We start from the raw sequence: 17,570 nt of genomic DNA on the forward strand, positions 1-17,570 counted from the left end.
GACGTAATTTCCGGGCAATGATAATTTTTGACAAGCTTTTCGGCGGATTGCGAACGAAAAGGCAAGAGGAAGCCGTTTTTCCGGAACTTCCTGAGTTTGCCACGGATTGAATATCCGCCTACGCTTTCAAGCACTGGCCAGCGTTTCGGATCCTGTGGCGGGACCGGCACGAAAGGCTATATGACACAACGATTTGCGGGCGTCCGCCCGCGGGAGGTTTCCATGGCATCCGTTCCATTCGATCAATTGGGCGGCTTCATCTGGATGAACGGCGAGTTCGTCAAATGGGCCGACGCCAAGGTCCATGTGCTGACCCATGGCCTGCACTATGCCAGCGCCGTCTTCGAGGGCGAGCGCGCCTATGGCGGCCAGATCTTCAAGCTGGCCGAGCATAATGAGCGCTTGCATGAATCGGCGCGTCTGCTCGGTTTCAAGATTCCCTATGCGGTCGCCGAGATCGACGAGGCCTGCCGCACGCTTTTGAAGAAACAGGGTTTTCAGGACGCCTATGTGCGTCCGATCGCCTGGCGCGGCAGCGAGCAGATGGGCGTCTCGGCGCAGAACAACCGCATCAATTGCGCCATCGCCATCTGGCAGTGGCCGAGCTATTTCGACCCGGCGCAGAAGCTCAAGGGTATCCGCCTCGATGTCGCCGAATGGCGCCGGCCCGATCCGCGCACCGCGCCGTCCAAGTCGAAGGCCGCCGGCCTCTACATGATCTGCACGCTGTCCAAGCATGCCGCCGAGGCCAAGGGCTATGCCGACGCCATGATGCTCGACTGGCGTGGCCAGGTGGCGGAAGCCACGGGCGCCAACATCTTCTTCGTCAAGGACGGCAAGATTCATACGCCGACGCCCGACTGCTTCCTCGACGGCATAACCCGCCGCACGGTGATCGGCCTGGCGAAGGATCGCGGTTTCGAAGTGATCGAGCGCGCCATCATGCCGGAGGAGCTTGAAGGTTTCGAGCAGTGTTTCCTCACCGGGACGGCCGCCGAAGTAACGCCGGTTTCGGAGATCGGGCCATACCGATTCGAGGTCGGCGAGATCGCCAAAACGTTGATGAACGACTATTCCGCTGCAGTGCAACCAAAGCACGCCATCGCCGCAGAATAGCGATAGTCACAGCTTTTTTGTGCAATAGGGGCGGTTTTGCAGCCGCCCTTTTTATTTAAGCTTTCACGCATTTGACTTTCGAACGGTTCGGCGTCTCATGATGGTGTCGGCCCGAGGAGGCTGGCGGCTATGGAGGGACCAATTACATGGATACGAACACGATTGTTCAGATCGTTGTACAGGTGATTGCGGGTGTTATCGGCGGACAGGCGGTAGGTGTGGCACTGAAGCAGGCGGCGATGGGCCAGCTCACCAAAATTCTCGGCGGCGCGATCGGTGGCGTCGGTGGTGCAGCCATCCTCGGCAGCCTGCTCGGCGGCGCCGATCCGGCGGCAGCCGCGGGAGCGGCGGGAAGCGCGATCGACCTGAAGAACATCCTTGGCGGCGCCGGCGGCGGTGCGATCCTGACCGGCATCATCGGCGCGGTCATGGGCGCGATGAAGAAGTAAGGCCTGTCACTTCGGGCTTCAAAATGGGCGGCTTCGGCCGCCCATTTCCTTTCGCGGACTATTCGTGTCAGCCGACGGTGGACGCGGCAGGCCATGGCCTCTACATCAGGGCGACATCTCGAAAGGAAAGCCATGGGTCAGCTCAATGCCGGCATCGTGCCGGTCACGCCCTTCCAGCAGAATTGCACCATTCTCTTCGACATGGACGACAAGAACGGCGTCGTCGTCGATCCCGGCGGCGATGTCGACAAGATATTGTCGGTGCTGAAGGACAATGCCATCAACGCCGGCGCGATCTGGATCACGCACGGCCATATCGACCATGCCGGCGGCGCGATGGAACTGAAGGAGGCTCTGGGCATCGACATTGTCGGCCCGCACGAGGCCGACAAGATGTTGCTCGACAATCTTGAGAACCAGGGCCGGCGCTATGGCATCGCCGGCGTGCGCAACTGCGTGCCGGACCGTTTCCTCAGCGAAGGCGAGACGGTGTCGTTCGGCAATCATGTGTTCGAGGTGCTGCATTGCCCGGGGCATGCGCCGGGCCACGTGATCTACTACAATCGCGCGGCCAAATTCGCGCATGTCGGCGATGTGCTGTTTCGCGGCTCGATCGGGCGCACCGATCTGCCCGGCGGCGACCACGCCGCGCTGATCGCCTCGATCAAGGATAAGCTTCTGCCACTTGGCGACGATATCGGTTTCATCTGTGGCCATGGCCCGGGCAGCCGTTTTGGCGACGAGCGGCGGACCAATCCGTTTTTGACCTGACCTAAAGCGCGTCGCGCTGAACCGGATTCAGGCGACGCGCTTTAGTCTTTGTTTTGATGCATGTCATTGTCCCAGAACCGCTGCACACTTCTGGGCGACATGCTTTAGTCTTTGTTTCGATGCATGTCGTTGTCCCAGAACCGCTGCACACTTCTGGGCGACATGCATCAGACTTTGCAAAAGAAAAGCGCCGCCGAGAGGCAGCGCTTTGCTTGGGCAGGGAACCCGGTCTTTGTTAGACGCAATTCCAGGCGGAAGGCTACGGCGGAGGCGCCGAGCCGTTTCCTGGAATTGCTTCGGTCAGTTGGCGACGCAGAAGTGCTGGTCGCCGTCATTGCCGGTGAAGGTGCCGGTCCGCGAATTGAAGCTGCGGTAGCGATCCGAGCAATACTCGTACCAGGCCCGGGTCCACGGCTCGGCATAGCGGTCGGCATAGACGACGCGCGGCTGCTGCACGTAGTAGCGACGCACCGGCTGGTCGGCATAGTAGCCGTCATCATAGGCTGGATCGTAATATCTCGGCCCGGGGTTGCTGAGCGCGCTGCCGATCAGCGCGCCGGCCGCGAGACCGACAACTCCGGCTGCAAGGGCGTCGCCACCATGATCACGATGATGGCGCCAGCGCCAGTCGTCGGCATTAGCCGCCGAGAAGGTGGCCAAGGTGGTCGCGGCAATGCCCGCGGTCAGGATGGCGGTCTTGAGAAAACGGTTCATTTTCGGTCTCCTTCGCACCGGCCCGCGCATTTTTTCAGGGGATGCGAACCGGCTTTAGCAAAGGTTAATAGAAGACCGTGGCTGAACGGAGGCTGAACGGAAATCGGCGCAATCGATCTTTTGGAGGCTGGCTATTTCTTCGAGGCTTGGGCACAACCCATTCCGGGCGGGAGCGGCCCCGCCTGAAAAGCCCCCGTCGGATCTGTCGTGAGCCGGCTTAGCCGATCGACAGATTGACGGCCTTCGGACCCTTGCCGCGCTTGTCCGGCTCGGTGTCGAATGTCACTTTCTGCCCATCCTCAAGACCGGGAAGGCCCGACGCCTGAACAGCCGAGATGTGGACGAAGACATCCTTCGCGCCATCATCGGGCGTGATGAAGCCGAAGCCCTTGGCATGGTTGAAGAATTTGACGGTGCCGGTCTGCGGCATGGGAAACTCCTTTGATCCCATCAAGTCAAGTCTCGGGCCGGCAAACTGCCCGAGAGGAAATTTGTCCTTTATTTTAGCGCTATCGGCAAGAGAAAGTTTTCGCCTGCCGACCCAAGCTTTTGGGTGCAAAAAAGGCGCGACGGTTCGGTCGCGCCCTTGCATTTTCGGGCCTGTCCTGAAGCCCGTTCACGAATCCTGCCGCATCATTGCATCCGCAAGGACCGGCCGGTTGCGACGGTCAGGCTGCGCGCAGGTTGACCGCCTTCGGGCCTTTGCCCATGCGGTCCGGCTCGACGTCGAAGGTGACCTTCTGACCGTCGACCAGCGTGCGCAGGCCAGATGCCTCGATCGCGGAAATGTGGACGAACACGTCCTTGGCGCCGCCATCCGGCGTGATGAAGCCGAAGCCTTTGGTGGCGTTGAAGAACTTTACGGTACCGGTCTGGGCCATTGGGGAAACTCCTTCACCCGTGTCAGTCTTGCTGGTCTGCCCGCTGCCTCGCGCCTAGGGCAAATCCTGGTGGTTGCTTCGGCGGTCATGCATTCGCGCATGGTCAAACCCCCCGCCGAAAAACGGGGCTGTCAGAGATTCACACTTATCGGGGAAAGGTCGTCCAAAACGTTCCGCTCTCCGGGTCGCAAATGCCCGAACCTGATTTTTATTACACGGAACCGTGATAGTTGCAAGATGACGGTCGCGGGCGACCTATGGCGCGTCCAACGCTTGGCCTCGATAGACCCCCGTGCCACCATGGGTCATCGGCCAGAGACGAGCCAAGCATGGGCCAGGGTGAGGCTTGCCACAAACGGTGGTTGCGTTTGCCGCGGGGAATGCGAGGATACCGCGAGCCGGCATCGTGGCGCCGTATGGAGGAGGGACACATGCGATTTCTTGCGATCTCCCGGCGGGGCCTGATCTTTTTCATCCTGTCCGCGCTGCTGGCGGCCTGTACCGTCGTCGTCGACGACGGGCCGCGCCCGCGCCCGCCCAGGCCGCACCCACAGCTCTGCACCATGCAGTATCAACCGGTTTGCGCCCGGCGCGACGGCGACCGCCAGACTTTCGCCAATGCCTGTCTGGCCGAAAGGGAAGGATACCGCATCGTGCGTGACGGTCCTTGCCGCGGCGGCGGTGGGGGAGGCGAGCTGACGTTCTGCACGCGTGAATACGCTCCGGTCTGCGCCAGGCGCCACGGGCAAGTACGCACCTTCCCGAATGCATGCGAGGCCCGCGCAGCGGATTATCGCATCGTCGGCGACGGGCCTTGCTGAGAAGATCGCGGTGCCCGTCTCCGGAGGCGCATATGGGCACAGCAACGCGCGTGGCGATGCTTGGCCTTGAATCTCTCGCCCGCATGGCTTAGGTCCGGCGGACCAACAAACACGGCAGGTTTCCCATTAACAGAGATCAAAGAAGAGCGGCAAACGCGGGTGGCAAACCAGGTTCGGCGAGCCCGCTCGATCCTCATGTGCAGCGGGCGCTGCAGCTGCACCAGGCCGGCCGCCGCCAGGAAGCCGAGGCGCTCTACCGGCAGGTGTTGGGGCAGCAGCCGAACCATGCCGCCGCATTGCACTTCCTCGGACTGCTGCTGCACCAGACCGGGCGCAGCGAGGAGGGGCTCGAGCTCATCGAGCAGTCAGTGACGCTGCAGCCCAGGAACGCCGACTTCCTCAACAATATGGGCACGGTGATGCGCGACCTCGGTCGCGTCGCTGCCGCGGTCGATTTCTTCCGCGGCGCGGTGGACATCCGGCCGGAGCAGCTGGCCGCGCGCGACAATCTCGGCTCGTCGCTGAAGCAGCTCGGCCAGTTCGACGCCGCCGAGGAGATCTATCGCGGCACGATCGGCCGCAACCCGTTCCATGTCCGGGCCCGCACCGGCCTTGCCGAAACGCTGCAGGAGGCTGCGCGCCTCGATGAGGCGATCACCCTGTTCCGCGAGTCCTTGTCAATCCGACCAAAGGACGCGGAACTGCTTTACGGCTTGGGCGTCGCCATGATGGAAAAGGGCAAGCTCGACGAAGCCGCCGACCTTGCCCGCCAGGCGGTGGCGGTCGCACCGGCCATGGCAAAAGCCTGGTTGCTGCTCACTCAGGTCAAGCGCCAGACCGAGCGCGACAAAGAGCTTTCCGGCATGGAGGCCGAGCATGCCAAGGCGCCGCAGGGCAGCCTTGCGCGCATGCAGCTTTCCTTCGGTCTCGGCAAGGCCAATGACGACCTCAAGGACTATGGCCGCGCCTTCGACTATTTCGCCGAGGGCAATGCCATCCGCCGCCAAGGCATCGACTACGACCCGGTCCGCACACGCGACGAATTCGAGGCAATGAAGGCGGTCTTCGACAAGGCTTTCTTCGAGAACCACAAGCCTAGCGACATTTCCGACGACACGCCGATCTTCGTCGTCGGCATGCCGCGCTCCGGTACGACGCTGGTCGAGCAGATCATTGCCAGCCACCCGCAGGTCTTTGGCGCGGGCGAGTTGAACGTCCTGAAGACGGCCGTCGGCAAGCAGTTTCCGATGAGCATGCCAGGCGGCTTCCCCGCCGGGATAGCCGACATGCCCGACAGCGCTTTTGCCGAGGCGGGACAGGCCTATCTCGACATGCTGCATACCCGCTATCCGGGCTTGCGCCATGTCACCGACAAGATGCCGGGCAACTTCCTTCTGGTCGGCTTCCTGCACATGATGCTGCCGAAGGCGAAGATCATCCATTGCGCGCGCGACGCGGCTGCCACGTGCCTGTCGATCTTCAAGGTGCATTTCCGCGGCGACAGCCACCGTTACGGCTACGACCTCGGCGAGCTCGCCGATTTCCATAACCTCTATGCCGACATCATGGCGCATTGGCACAAGGTGCTGCCTGGCGTCGTGCACGATGTGCGCTATGAGGATTTCGTCGCCGACCAGGAAGGACAGACACGGGCGCTGATGGCGTATCTCGGCCTGCCCTGGGACGACAAGGTGCTGTCGTTCCACGAGACAGATCGGCCGGTTCGCACGGCATCCGCCGCGCAGGTGCGCCGGCCGATGTATCAGGGCTCGGTCGACCTGTGGAAGCGCTATGGCGATAGGCTGAAGCCGCTGCTTGACAAGCTGGGCTGATCTTGAGGTGAGGCCGGCCTGCGAATAGCGGTTCCCTGCGCTTCCGGTGCTCACGTATGTTAAGTACGCTTCGCTCCGGTTCTCGGGAACCACCATTCTCGACTCGGCCTGACCTCAATCTCAACCCAGCTTGGGGCTGAGTTCCTCAAAGCTCGATGAACGGCTGGAAGCCGCCGAAGATCATGCGCTTGCCGTCGAACGGCATTGTCGACCAGTCCATCTTGAGACGTTCATCGGCCATCACCTTGGCCATGACCGCATCGCGGCTCTGTCTGGACTCATAGACGACCCAGGCGAAGATAACGGTCTCGTCATCCTTTGCCTGGACAGCGCGCGGGAACGACGTCAGCTCGCCATAGGGCACGTCGTCGGCGACGCATTCGACATAGGCGAGCGCGCCGTGCTCCTTCCAGACGGCGCCGGCGTTCCCGGCCATTTTCTTGTACGCATCCAGATTTGCCTTCGGCACGGCAAGCACGAAGCCATCGACATAGGACATGACAGTCTCCTTTGGGTTGGGTGCTCTCCCTTCTTCCCTTGTGGGAGAAGGTGGCCGAGCGAAGCTCGGTCGGATGAGGGGTGCTCCAGCCTGGCGCCAGGCCTACCCCTCACCCGGATTGCCAGCCGATTTGCGAAGGGCAAATCGGGGCAATCCGACCTCTCCCCCAGGGGGAGAGGTAGGCTTCAGCCCTTCACTGGAGCGTTCATCGCCCAGGCGACGCCGAAGGGATCTTTCACCTGGCCCCAGCGGTCGCCCCAGAACATCACCTGCAGCGGGGTGACGACTTCGCAGCCGGCATCGACCGCGCGCTGCCACCAGGCATCGATGTCGTCGCTGCCGAGATGAAGCTGCAGTGTATAGCCCTGCGCTGACTGATGCGGGTGGCCGTGTTCGGGATAGGCATCGCCCAGCATCAGCGTCGAACCGTTGACGTAGAGATGGATATGCATGGTGCGGCCCTTGTCGTCAGGCGGATAGGCGAACACTTCCTCCGCGCCGAAAGCCTTCTTGTAGAATTCGGCGGCCTTGATGGCGCCGTCGACCTGCAGATAGGGGGTCAATCCGCCAAGGACCTTGGCGCGGGGCGGGGTCTGGTCGTTCATTTCTCGTGTTCCTCTTCACGGGTTGATCTGCTTGCGACCCAAAGGACGGATGAAGCGGCGGCGATCCTACATGGCCTGCGAAAAATTTCTAAAGTGCTTGGCCCGGACAGCCCGGGCGACCGGCGAGGCTGGGAAACTATCGCACTGGAAGCACCACGTCATATGACCTTTGCCGAGAAGGTGGCGGCGCGGCGGCTTTCCCGTGTTTCGAAAATCGCCGGAAAGCCGATGTCCTTGCGCAGTTCGGCGGGCAGCGAAAGCAGAATGCGCTCGCTGCGATGACGGGCGCGCGCCGCGGCATACCGGTTGGCAAGGCGGCCGATCGATGACAGTACCGACATGATGGTTCTCCCTGGTTGATGCCGGCATCATCGTGTCGGCATCCCAAGGACGAGGCGGCAATTGGCGATCCGACAGACCGCCCCAATCTTTTTTCAGAACACCGACGCCGCCAGCGCGGTGTCGTAATATTCCACAATCTCGATGATCTCGCCGTCGCGGACCGTCCAGAAATTGGCGGTGCGCATGACGAATTCCTCGCCGGTGGCGCGGCGCGTCATGTGGATTTCGACCTGCGCCGCGACCTTGTCGCCACCGTCGATGATCTCGACCGGGACAAAGTGCCGGTATTCGAAGTCATCGTCGAGCGCCAGGAGCCTGGAGAGAAATTCCTGCTTGCCGTGCGCGGTGCCGGCATGACGCGATTGCCGGGGATCGGCAATCCAGCGGAAAACAACATCCTCGGAACAATGCGCCAGGGCGCCCTCGATGTCGCGGTCCGCGTAGGCTTTGTAGAGATTGCTGACGATTTCCACTGCACGCATGGCCGTTCCCTCCATGGCTAAACAACTCAACATGCTCCTTTTTTAGCGGGTGGAAAAGTATTGCCGAGCCGGCAGTACTTCGAATGCCGGCCTGCACCGTCTTTCAGTTCGGTGTTTCGGCGACCGAGCGGAAGAACTCTTCGGGGTCGTCGACCTCGGTCAGCCGCCGCCTCTCGATCAGCCAGAAGCGGTTGCCGACGGCGCGGATGAAGGAGCGGTCGTGCGAGGCGAGCAGGCAGCTTGCCTGGTGCTTCAGCAACTCGTCCTCCAGCGCTTCCTGGCCGTCGATGTCGAGATGGTTGGTCGGCTCGTCGAGCAGGTAGAAGTTGGGGTTGGCGAGGCGCAGAACCAGCATCATCAGCCGCGCCTTCTGACCGCCCGACAGAACGCCGATCTTCCTTTCCTGCATCTCGATGACGACGCCGGCGCCGGCAAGCAGCGAGCGGGCACGCTGCTCGCCGACCTCGAACCGGCGCGAGACCATCGCCAGCGGCGTGTCGTCGCCGCTGATGCCCGACAGCGCCTGGTCGCTGTAGCCGAGCACGGTCGACGGCGTCACCTTGACGTTCGCAACCGTCCCGGGGTCTGCAATGGCGTTGCGGATCATCGCAATGAAGCGCGTCTTGCCTACGCCGTTGCGGCCGAGCAGTACGATGCGATCGTCCTGGCAGATGTGTCGCTTGCCGGTCCTGAACAGCAGCGTGCCGTCAGGCGTTTCGACCGCTGCGTCCTCCAGCGTGATCAGCACCTTGGCGTGGGTGCCGCGGTTGGCCAGCCTGATCGCGCCAGCCGAACGTTCGCGATGCGCCTGCACGGCGGCATCCTCCAGCCTTTCCGCCCGCTCCTTGAGCTGCCTGGTCTTCACCGTCAAAAGGTCGCTGCCGGAATTGATGCCGATGTTGTTCAGCTTTGCGGCTTGCTTGCGCAATTGCTGGGCGACTTTCATGTCGCGCTCGAACTTGCGCGCCGTCGAGGCGTCAGCCTCATCGAGGGCCTGTCTCGCCCGTGAATACGGCATTGCGAACACCGGCGATTCTTCCGGGCGCAGGAACAGCGTTCGGTTGGTGGTGGCGTCGAGGAAGGCGCGGTCGTGACTGGCGATGATCACCGGCACGTCGCGCGGCAGCGCGTTGAGCCATGTTTCCAGCTGGTTGATCCTGGCGAGGTCGAGATGGTTGGTCGGCTCGTCGAGCAGGAGCACGTCCGGATCGGTGACCCAGACGCGGGCGATCAGCGCCAGCCGCTGCCGGCCGCCGCTCAAGGCTCGCATTTTGCGTTCGCGCATGTCTTCCGGCACGTCGAGCGAATCCAGCACGACGTCGACGCGCCACAGATCGCCGTCGCGCTGCTCGGCCGGCAAGGCATCGGCGACCACCTGATGGAAGCTGCTATCCAGCAATGCATCGGCGATGGATTGCTCGACATGGCCGACGCGCAGGCCGCGTGTCCTGGTGATGTCGCCGGTGGTTGGTTCGAATTCACCGGCCAGGCATCTGAGCAAGGTGGACTTGCCACGGCCATTGGCGGCGACGATGCCGAGCCGGTCGCCGGCGCCGATAGCGAGGTCTAGATTGGAGAACAGTGGCGCACTCATGGTGACGCCAAGGGATTTGAGGCTGATCAGGGCCATTTCGATTTCTCTGGTCTTGCCGGCGGCAAAGTCCGGCTGATGCACTTTGACGGTGCGCGTGCCGGGCTTCATGCTCGGACCAGCGCACCCCGAAGGGCAGACCAAAAAATCGAAACGGGAAAACCCGGACCGTCCTGGTCAGCCCTGCAAGCAAGCTCGCAGGGCACAAATCGGGCCACGCTGACGATGATGATCGATAAACACGCAGCCCTCCTTTCCAGATGTTCGAGGCGAGAGATTGGGTACACCAAAGGCGAGGCGGAGGGCAAGTGAGGCGGCGACAGTGGAGCGCTTCGCTTCTCCCCTTGTGGGAGAAGGTGGCCGAGCGAAGCTCGGTCGGATGAGGGTGCTCCAGGGAACGCCGGCGTCTCGCTCCGCTGGACCACCCCTCATCCGTCTCGGCGCTTCGCGCCGATCCACCTTCTCCCACAGGGGGAGAAGGGAAAAGGCGCTACCTCCCCGGCCGCCCGGTCTTGCCGGGACGGCGTTTCTGGCGTCGAGCGTCGCCCGGGTCCTCGTAGGAGCCGATGCCGGCGCGTTGGCGAACGATAGGCTTGCCGGAATCGTCGTGTTCCTTCGCGCCCCCCTCTGTCCTGCCGGACATCTCCCCCACAAGGGGGGAGATTGGCTGCGGCTTTGTCGGCTTCGTTCCTTCGACCGGCTTTTCGGTGCGGCGCACCGTCATTTCGTCGAGCGAGTTCTTCTTGAACAGCGGCTTGGTGGGCTCTCCGGGAATGCCGAAATCGGAGCCATGCGCTTCCTGCGCGCTCTGCTTCTTGAACAGCGAGCGCGATACCGCACCGGCCGGGGTCGCCATGTCGGTACCCGGCCCCATGTCGTCGATCGACGGTTTGGCGAAAAGCGGCTTCTTCACCGGCACGGCGCCGTCGGCGCCCATCTCGTCGAGATGCGGCTTGCGGAACAGGTTGGGGCGGGCAGCCTTGGCCGCCTCTTCGGCGGCACGTGCCTCGTCGAGCCTGCGGAACCGCTCCTGTTCCTCGACTGTCCGATGTTTGGCGACACCCTTGTTGTGCTTGCCCTTTTCGCGGCCCGAGGCGGGACTTTGGCCTTCCACCTCGCGCGCCAGCGGATCGTCTGAGATGGCAAGCTCCATCTCGCGCAGCCGCTTGATCTCGTCGCGGATACGGGCGGCCTTCTCGAAGTCGAGATTGGCGGCGGCGTCGCGCATCTGCTTGTCCAGTGCCTCGAGATGGGTTTTCAGGTTGTTGCCGATCATCGCCCCGGCATCGTCGGTGAACTGCGAGATGTCGGCGCGCACGTGATCCTTCTCGTAGACGGAGTCGAGAATGTCGGCGATGCGCGACTTGACCGATTCCGGCGTGATGCCGTTGGCGGTGTTCCACTCCATCTGCTTCTCGCGGCGGCGGTTGGTCTCCGCCATCGCGCGCTCCATCGAGCCGGTGATCTGGTCGGCGTAGAGGATCACCTTGCCGTCGACATTACGCGCGGCGCGGCCGATGGTCTGGATCAGCGAGGTTTCAGAACGCAGGAACCCTTCCTTGTCGGCGTCGAGGATGGCGACGAAGCCGCATTCGGGGATGTCGAGGCCTTCGCGCAACAGGTTGATGCCGACCAGCACGTCGAAGGCGCCGAGACGCAAATCGCGCAGGATCTCGATGCGCTCCAGCGTGTCGATGTCGGAGTGCATGTAGCGGACGCGGATGCCGTTCTCATGCAGATATTCGGTCAGGTCCTCGGCCATGCGCTTGGTGAGCACTGTGACCAGGGTCCGATAGCCGGCCCTGGTGGTGTCGCGGATCTCGCCGACGACATCGTCGACCTGGCTCTTGGCCGGACGCACTTCGACGGGCGGATCGATCAGCCCGGTCGGGCGGATGACCTGCTCGGCGAAGACGCCGCCGGACTGCTCCATCTCCCAGCCGCCCGGCGTCGCCGAAACGGCGACCGACAGCGGGCGCATGGCGTCCCATTCCTCGAAGCGCAGCGGCCGGTTGTCCATGCAGGAAGGCAGGCGGAAGCCGTATTCCGCCAGCGTCGCCTTGCGGCGGAAGTCGCCGCGATACATGCCGCCGATCTGCGGCACGGTGACGTGGCTTTCATCGACGAAGACCAGCGCGTTGTCGGGAATGTATTCGAACAACGTCGGCGGCGGATCGCCCGGCTGGCGTCCCGTCAGATAGCGCGAATAGTTCTCGATGCCGGCGCAGGAGCCGGTGGCTTCCAGCATCTCCAGGTCGAAGCGGGTACGCTGCTCAAGTCGCTGCGCCTCCAGCAGGCGGCCAGCCTTTTCAAGCTCTTGCAGGCGTTGCTTGAGCTCTTCCTTGATCGACTTGATGGCTTGATTCAAGGTCGGACGCGGCGTCACATAGTGCGAGTTGGCGTAGATCTTGACGCTTTTCAGCTCGCCGGTCTTCTGGCCGGTCAGCGGATCGAATTCGGTGATCTGTTCGATCTCGTCGCCGAACATGGAGATGCGCCAGGCGCGGTCTTCCAGGTGGGCGGGGAAGATCTCGATCGTGTCGCCCCGCACGCGGAAGGAGCCGCGCACGAAGTTGATGTCCTGGCGCTTGTATTGCTGGGCGACGAGGTCGGCGAGCAGGGAGCGCTGGTCAAGCTGGTCGCCGACCTGCATCTGGAAGGTCATCGCCGTATAGGTCTCGACCGAGCCGATACCGTAGATGCAGGAGACCGAGGCAACGATGATGACGTCGTCGCGCTCCAGAAGCGAGCGCGTCGCCGAATGGCGCATGCGGTCGATCTGCTCGTTGATCGAGGATTCCTTCTCGATGAAAGTGTCGGTGCGCGGGACGTAGGCTTCCGGCTGGTAATAGTCGTAGTAGGAGACGAAATACTCTACCGCATTGTCGGGGAAGAATTTCTTGAACTCGGCATAGAGCTGCGCGGCCAGCGTCTTGTTGGGCGCCAGGATCAAGGCAGGGCGCTGGGTCTCCTCGATCACCTTGGCCATGGTGAAGGTCTTGCCCGAGCCGGTGACGCCGAGCAGCACCTGGGTGCGGTCATTGTTGTCGACGCCCTCGACGAGATCCTTGATGGCGGTCGGCTGGTCGCCGGCGGGCTCGAAATCCGATACCATCTTGATAGCGATCCCGCCTTCGGATTTGTCGGGGCGGGCAGGGCGGTGGGGCGTCCACAGCACGCCGTCCTTGTGCAACGGATTGCCGGATTCGATCAGCGCCGACAGCGCCGCGACCGTAGCGGTGACGCCGCTGGAGGTCATGGTCTCGGCGTCTTCGAGCGAGATGTCGAGACCCGCGACCGGGTTGAGGCCCGCTGCCGTGCGTTCGCGGGCGGTGGCGGCGCCACCCATCGACGTGCCGCGCGCCGTGCGCCCGGGCGCGGACGAGCGCTCGGGGATCTTCTTCGCCGCTTTCATCTTCGGCTGCTTTTCCGCCTCACGCTCGATCTGACCCGCCCAATCGGAGATCGAGCCGGTCAACGGTGCGCCGGAAAAGTCAGCTTGAGGCGCCTCGGAAAAACCACCCGGCTCCAACGGCTCGACGGCGTCGAGGAATTCGGTCAACGGACTGCGCCGCTTCGGCGCGCCATCTTGCGCCGGCGAAGGCGTCTTCTTGTCAGGATGTTTGGCCATGGCCCGAATATGGGAGGACTCGGCCAAAATGGAAAGAGCGGAGTGAAAAGCCGCCCGCCGCTCGAGGATGCTGCTGACAGAAGGCTGTCAGGAGATGCGTCATGACCCGATGAGGGGAACTGGTGCCAACCTCGAATTCATCCAGGCCGAGCCATCCCCCTCTCCGGCTCGCCGAGCCACCTCTCCCCTATTTCATGAGGGCGAGGAGCCCAAGACTTGCGATCCTCAATTGAACCACAGCGCGAAAGTCAAAAAGCCGGCCCCGCCGAACTGGCGCTGGATCTGGTCGAAATCATCGCTGCTGAGGATCTTGCCGCTTTCGAGATAAGGCGCGATGCCGGGGCCGGTGATCGACAGCACGAGATCAAAAGGTTTCGGCTCTTCGAAGAAGCGCTTCATGTTGATGCCTTTGCCGGTGATGCGGAAATGCGGCAGCAGCACGCGGCCTTCGAGAAGATCCTCGGCCACGGTCAGTGTGGCGAGCCAGGCCTGCACCTGTTCTTCGCCGACCTCGAGGCCGGTCAGCGGGTTGACGCCCCTCTGCTGCGGTCCCGGCAGCCATTCGCGGTCGTTGTCGGTCTCGGCCAGGATCGCTTTCCAGTCCTCGCGCGACAGCCGGATCATCTCCAGCAGGTGGCGGCGCGCGGCCTGCCGGCGCTCCGGCTCGACCACCGGCCAGTTGACGAGATGCACCAGCGAGATGAAGTCGGCGAAGCGCCATTCCGAGGCGAACATGTTGCCGCTCATGCCGCCATCCAGCGGCACCAGCTTATCCTGGAGCGGCAGTTTGGCGCGAGGGAACAGCATGTGAAACGAGCCGTCGAAGGCATTGCGGAAATCATGCGCCAGCCAGAAATCGGCCTGCGCCATCAGGAATTCGGCGTAGCCCTGCAGCCAAAAGCCGTCGGCGCGGTCGAAGCGGAAGGTGAGCGACGGCGCGGCATTGCTCGTGTCGATGCTGCCGCGTGAGAGCGAGGCGATGATCGCGGCGATGCTTTCGTCGGGCGCGAGCTTGCCATCCTCGTTGAGATCGATGCCGACGCGGGTGAGGTCGACCACCATGCCGATATCGGCACCGGCCGGCACGGAGCCCAGCGTTGCGGCAGATTTTTCCAGCCGGTCGCGGAAGGCGACGAGGATGGCGCGGAAATCTTCGTAAGTCAGCGGTTCCGGGTCGGGATTGTCCGGCACGGGCAATTGCATCAGCGGCAGCATGAAGGATTTCGGGCTTTCGAAACCGTGGCGATGCAGGCCGCTGGCGAGGAGCTCCAGTGCGGTGAAGAATTCGCCGGCGCCGGCCGCATAGGCCGATGCCGGGTCCTTGGCCGCTGCCGCTTCCAGCGTCGACAGCGCCGTGTTCCGGTCGGTCACGCTTGTCGCTTCGAACATGGATTTGGCCGCGTCCGGCATCTCCGCCCAGGCGAAGGACGCCGGCAGGAACACCGATAGGGCAATTGCAAACACTGCTTTGAGCAACATCATCATCGTCCTCCACTGCATGGCATGGCGAGCATACACGTATTTGGTCAGCCCGAGATGTCCGCCGCGGGATCATTCGGCGGCCGGCTTCAACCGATCCGTCAGACAGTCTACACAGGGCAAAAATGGACGTGCCCGTGTCGAATTATCCGCTTTCCTACAAACTGTCGTGGTTGCCGCGTTTCCTGAAGCCGTCACTTGCCGGCGACAGAGCCGGCTTTGCGGCATCGGCGGCGGCAATGATGGATCCGCTGCCGACACGGTCGGTGCGGCTAGCCTTCATCGGCGACATTTCGGCCGTCGCCAATCGCGATGTGCCGGAATGCGATCCGGTGCTCGCCGCACTGCTTTCATCCGCCGACCTCGTGGTCGGCAATTGCGAAAGCCCGATCGTCGAACGCCCAGGCGCGATCATGGCCACGTGGCTCGGCACGCACCACGCGATGAGCGAGCGTTTCCTGGCCGATGCGCTTGCAACTGCCGGGATCGCGCGCGACAGGCTGGTGTTGTCTTTAGCCAACAACCATATGCTCGACCAGGGCATTGCCGGGTTCGAGCAAACATTCGCGGCGCTGAACCGGCTCGGGATTCGCACCATAGGCACGGTGGCGGGCGGACCGATCCAGCGTCACGCAGCCGGATCGCTGGCGATCGGCTTTGCTGCGTTCACGCTCTGGCGCAACACGGACGCCGCGCCGTTCGAGGAACGCATCTTGATGCGCAGCGATCCCGCCGAATGGTCGCGCGGCGATGTTTCCGGCATCGATCTGCTCTGCGCGGTGCCGCATTGGGACTGGGAGTTCCGGCACTTTCCAAGGCCGGCAACCCGGGCGCTGGCGAGGCGGCTGGCAGATCACGGTGTCGGACTGATCGTAGGGCATCACGCCCATGTCGTGCAGCCAATTGAGCGGCCCGGCGACAGCCTGGTCGCCTACGGCCTTGGCGATTTCCTCGGCACTGCCTTTACCCGTCAGCCATGGCCCGGCCGCATAGGTTCGATCCTCATCGTCGATATCAGCACCGATACCGCCACGCGCGGCATGATCGCCGCTTACCGGCAGCATTTCTTCATGCGTTTAGCCAACAACGGCCATGAGCGGCTGGCGCCGTTGGAGGCTCTGGACAGCGCGCTCGGGCAGCAGGTGGCGACCCGGCTGGCGACGATTTTTCCGACCTCGGGGAACTAGCCGCCGATCGCCGCTGGTGCAGGCGACTTTCGCGCAAAAGCCGCTATCATCAGCCGTATCTTAGAGCGGTTCAGCGTTTCGCAGAATCACCGAACCGCTCCAAATCTTTGTTTTGCGCAATTCCGGACGGAAAACCGCTACGCACTTTCCTGGAATTGCTCTAGCGGCGGCCGGGGGGTGCCATGGAAGCAGCGGATTTCCTGCCGAGCGAAGCGGTCATCGCAGGCATCAGGCGTGACATCGAGGACTATGAGGCAAACGGGCGTCAGCCCGGAAGCAGGTCTGCTGGCGGGTGCCTGTGTTTGTCGGACTGGTCGTCGTCTTCGTCGCGCTTATCGCCTGGCTGTTCAACGCAGCCGCCGATCCTCACGAACAATGGTTCTCGACGCCGCATGTCTTTCTCTACCTTGGCGGCCTCGTCGCGGCGGTGCTGCTTTATTTCCAGGCGCTGAGGCCGGCGACCCGGCTGCGGCAATCCTTCCGCGACATGCTGCTGCCGATGATCTTCGGCTTCGTGCGCGACGTGCGTTACCAGCGCGGCGTGCGGCCGAATTCCTTCGACAGGATGCCGCGCGAAACGGTCGGCCCTTTCAACCGGCAGAGCTTCGACGACATCATTTCGGGACGCTACGAGGATTTTCCGTTCGAGCTTTACGAGGCGAAGCTCTGGGAAGGCTCGGGCAAGAGCGAGACGACCGCCTTCAAGGGCGTCATCGTCGCCTTCGAGACCATCGAGCCTTTTCCGGGGACGCTGGTCGCGGCGCGCAGGGCCGGCAAGGTGGCGCATTTCTTCCGCGGCATGTTCGCCAGCAAGATGCAGGAGCTGGCAAGCGGCGTTGCCGATCTCGATGCCACCTATGAGTTCCGCACCGACAATGTCGAGGCGGCGCGGCCGCTGGTAACCGGGCGGCTGGCGCAGGCGCTGACCTGGCTCGGCGAGACATGGCCCTACGACCAGGCGCGGGTGGCGCTCAGCGGCAGCGATGGTTTTCTGTTGATGCCGCGTTCGAAGAACTTCTTCGAGCTTCCGGATATCTCGGAGCCGATCGACTACAACACACATGTCGCGCCGATGATCACCGATCTCGGCGCCATGCTGGCGACGGTGGCGCTGGTGCGCAAGATCGGCGCGAAGGACGGAGCGGCCGGATAAAGCAATTCCAGGAAAAG

The 17,570-nt window shown here is 63.0% G+C and carries 17 protein-coding genes; 7 read left to right on the forward strand and 10 right to left on the reverse strand.

The annotated features are described in order from the left end of the window. The first annotated feature begins 222 nt into the window (after positions 1-222). The 3 genes from ACWGS9_RS17685 to ACWGS9_RS17695 all read left to right on the forward strand — a co-directional run bounded on the left by ACWGS9_RS17685 (position 223) and on the right by ACWGS9_RS17695 (position 2,336). Positions 223-1,116, forward strand: coding sequence for a branched-chain amino acid aminotransferase (locus ACWGS9_RS17685; protein ID WP_454506460.1), 894 nt, complete (start codon positions 223-225; stop codon positions 1,114-1,116). 146 nt (positions 1,117-1,262) lie between these two features. Further along, the gene (locus tag ACWGS9_RS17690) at positions 1,263-1,565 is read left to right on the forward strand and encodes a hypothetical protein (protein WP_320293400.1); all 303 of its coding nucleotides are present in this window, start codon (positions 1,263-1,265) and stop codon (positions 1,563-1,565) included. Between the two features lie 132 nt (positions 1,566-1,697). Next, on the forward strand, positions 1,698-2,336 hold the full coding sequence (locus tag ACWGS9_RS17695) for an MBL fold metallo-hydrolase (RefSeq protein ID WP_454506461.1): 639 nt from the start codon (positions 1,698-1,700) through the stop codon (positions 2,334-2,336). Positions 2,337-2,636: 300 nt separating this feature from the next. Here ACWGS9_RS17695 and ACWGS9_RS17700 read toward each other — a convergent pair whose 3' ends face one another. The 3 genes from ACWGS9_RS17700 to ACWGS9_RS17710 all read right to left on the reverse strand — a co-directional run bounded on the left by ACWGS9_RS17700 (position 2,637) and on the right by ACWGS9_RS17710 (position 3,931). Then, positions 2,637-3,050: a BA14K family protein gene (locus ACWGS9_RS17700; RefSeq protein ID WP_454506462.1), complete on the reverse strand. Its 414-nt coding sequence runs from the start codon at positions 3,048-3,050 to the stop codon at positions 2,637-2,639. 217 nt (positions 3,051-3,267) lie between these two features. Then, positions 3,268-3,480, reverse strand: coding sequence for a cold-shock protein (locus ACWGS9_RS17705; RefSeq protein WP_006202521.1), 213 nt, complete (start codon positions 3,478-3,480; stop codon positions 3,268-3,270). Between the two features lie 238 nt (positions 3,481-3,718). Then, on the reverse strand, positions 3,719-3,931 hold the full coding sequence (locus ACWGS9_RS17710) for a cold-shock protein (protein WP_006202520.1): 213 nt from the start codon (positions 3,929-3,931) through the stop codon (positions 3,719-3,721). 431 nt (positions 3,932-4,362) lie between these two features. Between ACWGS9_RS17710 and ACWGS9_RS17715 the strand changes: the two genes are divergently transcribed. Together ACWGS9_RS17715 and ACWGS9_RS17720 are read left to right on the forward strand one after the other, a co-directional pair. Further along, a complete protein-coding gene (locus ACWGS9_RS17715; RefSeq protein ID WP_454506463.1) occupies positions 4,363-4,752 on the forward strand; it encodes a Kazal-type serine protease inhibitor domain-containing protein in 390 nt (129 codons plus the stop codon). A gap of 197 nt (positions 4,753-4,949) precedes the next feature. Further along, positions 4,950-6,584, forward strand: coding sequence for a tetratricopeptide repeat-containing sulfotransferase family protein (locus tag ACWGS9_RS17720; protein ID WP_454506464.1), 1,635 nt, complete (start codon positions 4,950-4,952; stop codon positions 6,582-6,584). A gap of 145 nt (positions 6,585-6,729) precedes the next feature. Here the strand turns inward: ACWGS9_RS17720 and ACWGS9_RS17725 are convergent, their stop codons facing one another. The 7 genes from ACWGS9_RS17725 to ACWGS9_RS17755 form a co-directional block, all read right to left on the reverse strand. Then, positions 6,730-7,083 (reverse strand): DUF1428 domain-containing protein, encoded by a 354-nt coding sequence (locus tag ACWGS9_RS17725; protein ID WP_320212628.1) that lies wholly within the window; start codon positions 7,081-7,083, stop codon positions 6,730-6,732. A gap of 185 nt (positions 7,084-7,268) precedes the next feature. Beyond that, on the reverse strand, positions 7,269-7,688 hold the full coding sequence (locus ACWGS9_RS17730) for a VOC family protein (RefSeq protein ID WP_320311421.1): 420 nt from the start codon (positions 7,686-7,688) through the stop codon (positions 7,269-7,271). Between the two features lie 158 nt (positions 7,689-7,846). After that, positions 7,847-8,029, reverse strand: coding sequence for a hypothetical protein (locus ACWGS9_RS17735; RefSeq protein ID WP_454506465.1), 183 nt, complete (start codon positions 8,027-8,029; stop codon positions 7,847-7,849). 93 nt (positions 8,030-8,122) lie between these two features. Then, positions 8,123-8,512: a nuclear transport factor 2 family protein gene (locus tag ACWGS9_RS17740; RefSeq protein WP_454506466.1), complete on the reverse strand. Its 390-nt coding sequence runs from the start codon at positions 8,510-8,512 to the stop codon at positions 8,123-8,125. A 103-nt stretch (positions 8,513-8,615) separates the two neighbouring features. Beyond that, the gene (locus ACWGS9_RS17745; RefSeq protein ID WP_454506604.1) at positions 8,616-10,142 is read right to left on the reverse strand and encodes an ABC-F family ATP-binding cassette domain-containing protein; all 1,527 of its coding nucleotides are present in this window, start codon (positions 10,140-10,142) and stop codon (positions 8,616-8,618) included. A 451-nt stretch (positions 10,143-10,593) separates the two neighbouring features. Then, positions 10,594-13,734 carry an excinuclease ABC subunit UvrB gene (gene uvrB / locus ACWGS9_RS17750; RefSeq protein ID WP_454506467.1) on the reverse strand — a complete coding sequence of 1,047 codons (3,141 nt, stop codon included), beginning with the start codon at positions 13,732-13,734 and terminating at the stop codon, positions 10,594-10,596. 225 nt (positions 13,735-13,959) lie between these two features. Beyond that, a complete protein-coding gene (locus tag ACWGS9_RS17755; RefSeq protein ID WP_454506605.1) occupies positions 13,960-15,213 on the reverse strand; it encodes a hypothetical protein in 1,254 nt (417 codons plus the stop codon). Between the two features lie 137 nt (positions 15,214-15,350). Here ACWGS9_RS17755 and ACWGS9_RS17760 point away from each other — a divergent pair, with 137 nt between their 5' ends. Together ACWGS9_RS17760 and ACWGS9_RS17765 are read left to right on the forward strand one after the other, a co-directional pair. Further along, a complete protein-coding gene (locus ACWGS9_RS17760; RefSeq protein ID WP_454506468.1) occupies positions 15,351-16,400 on the forward strand; it encodes a CapA family protein in 1,050 nt (349 codons plus the stop codon). Between the two features lie 298 nt (positions 16,401-16,698). Continuing rightward, positions 16,699-17,553: a DUF3137 domain-containing protein gene (locus tag ACWGS9_RS17765; RefSeq protein WP_454506469.1), complete on the forward strand. Its 855-nt coding sequence runs from the start codon at positions 16,699-16,701 to the stop codon at positions 17,551-17,553. Positions 17,554-17,570: the final 17 nt, after the last annotated feature.

This window comes from Mesorhizobium sp. Arg314, from assembly GCF_053714275.1.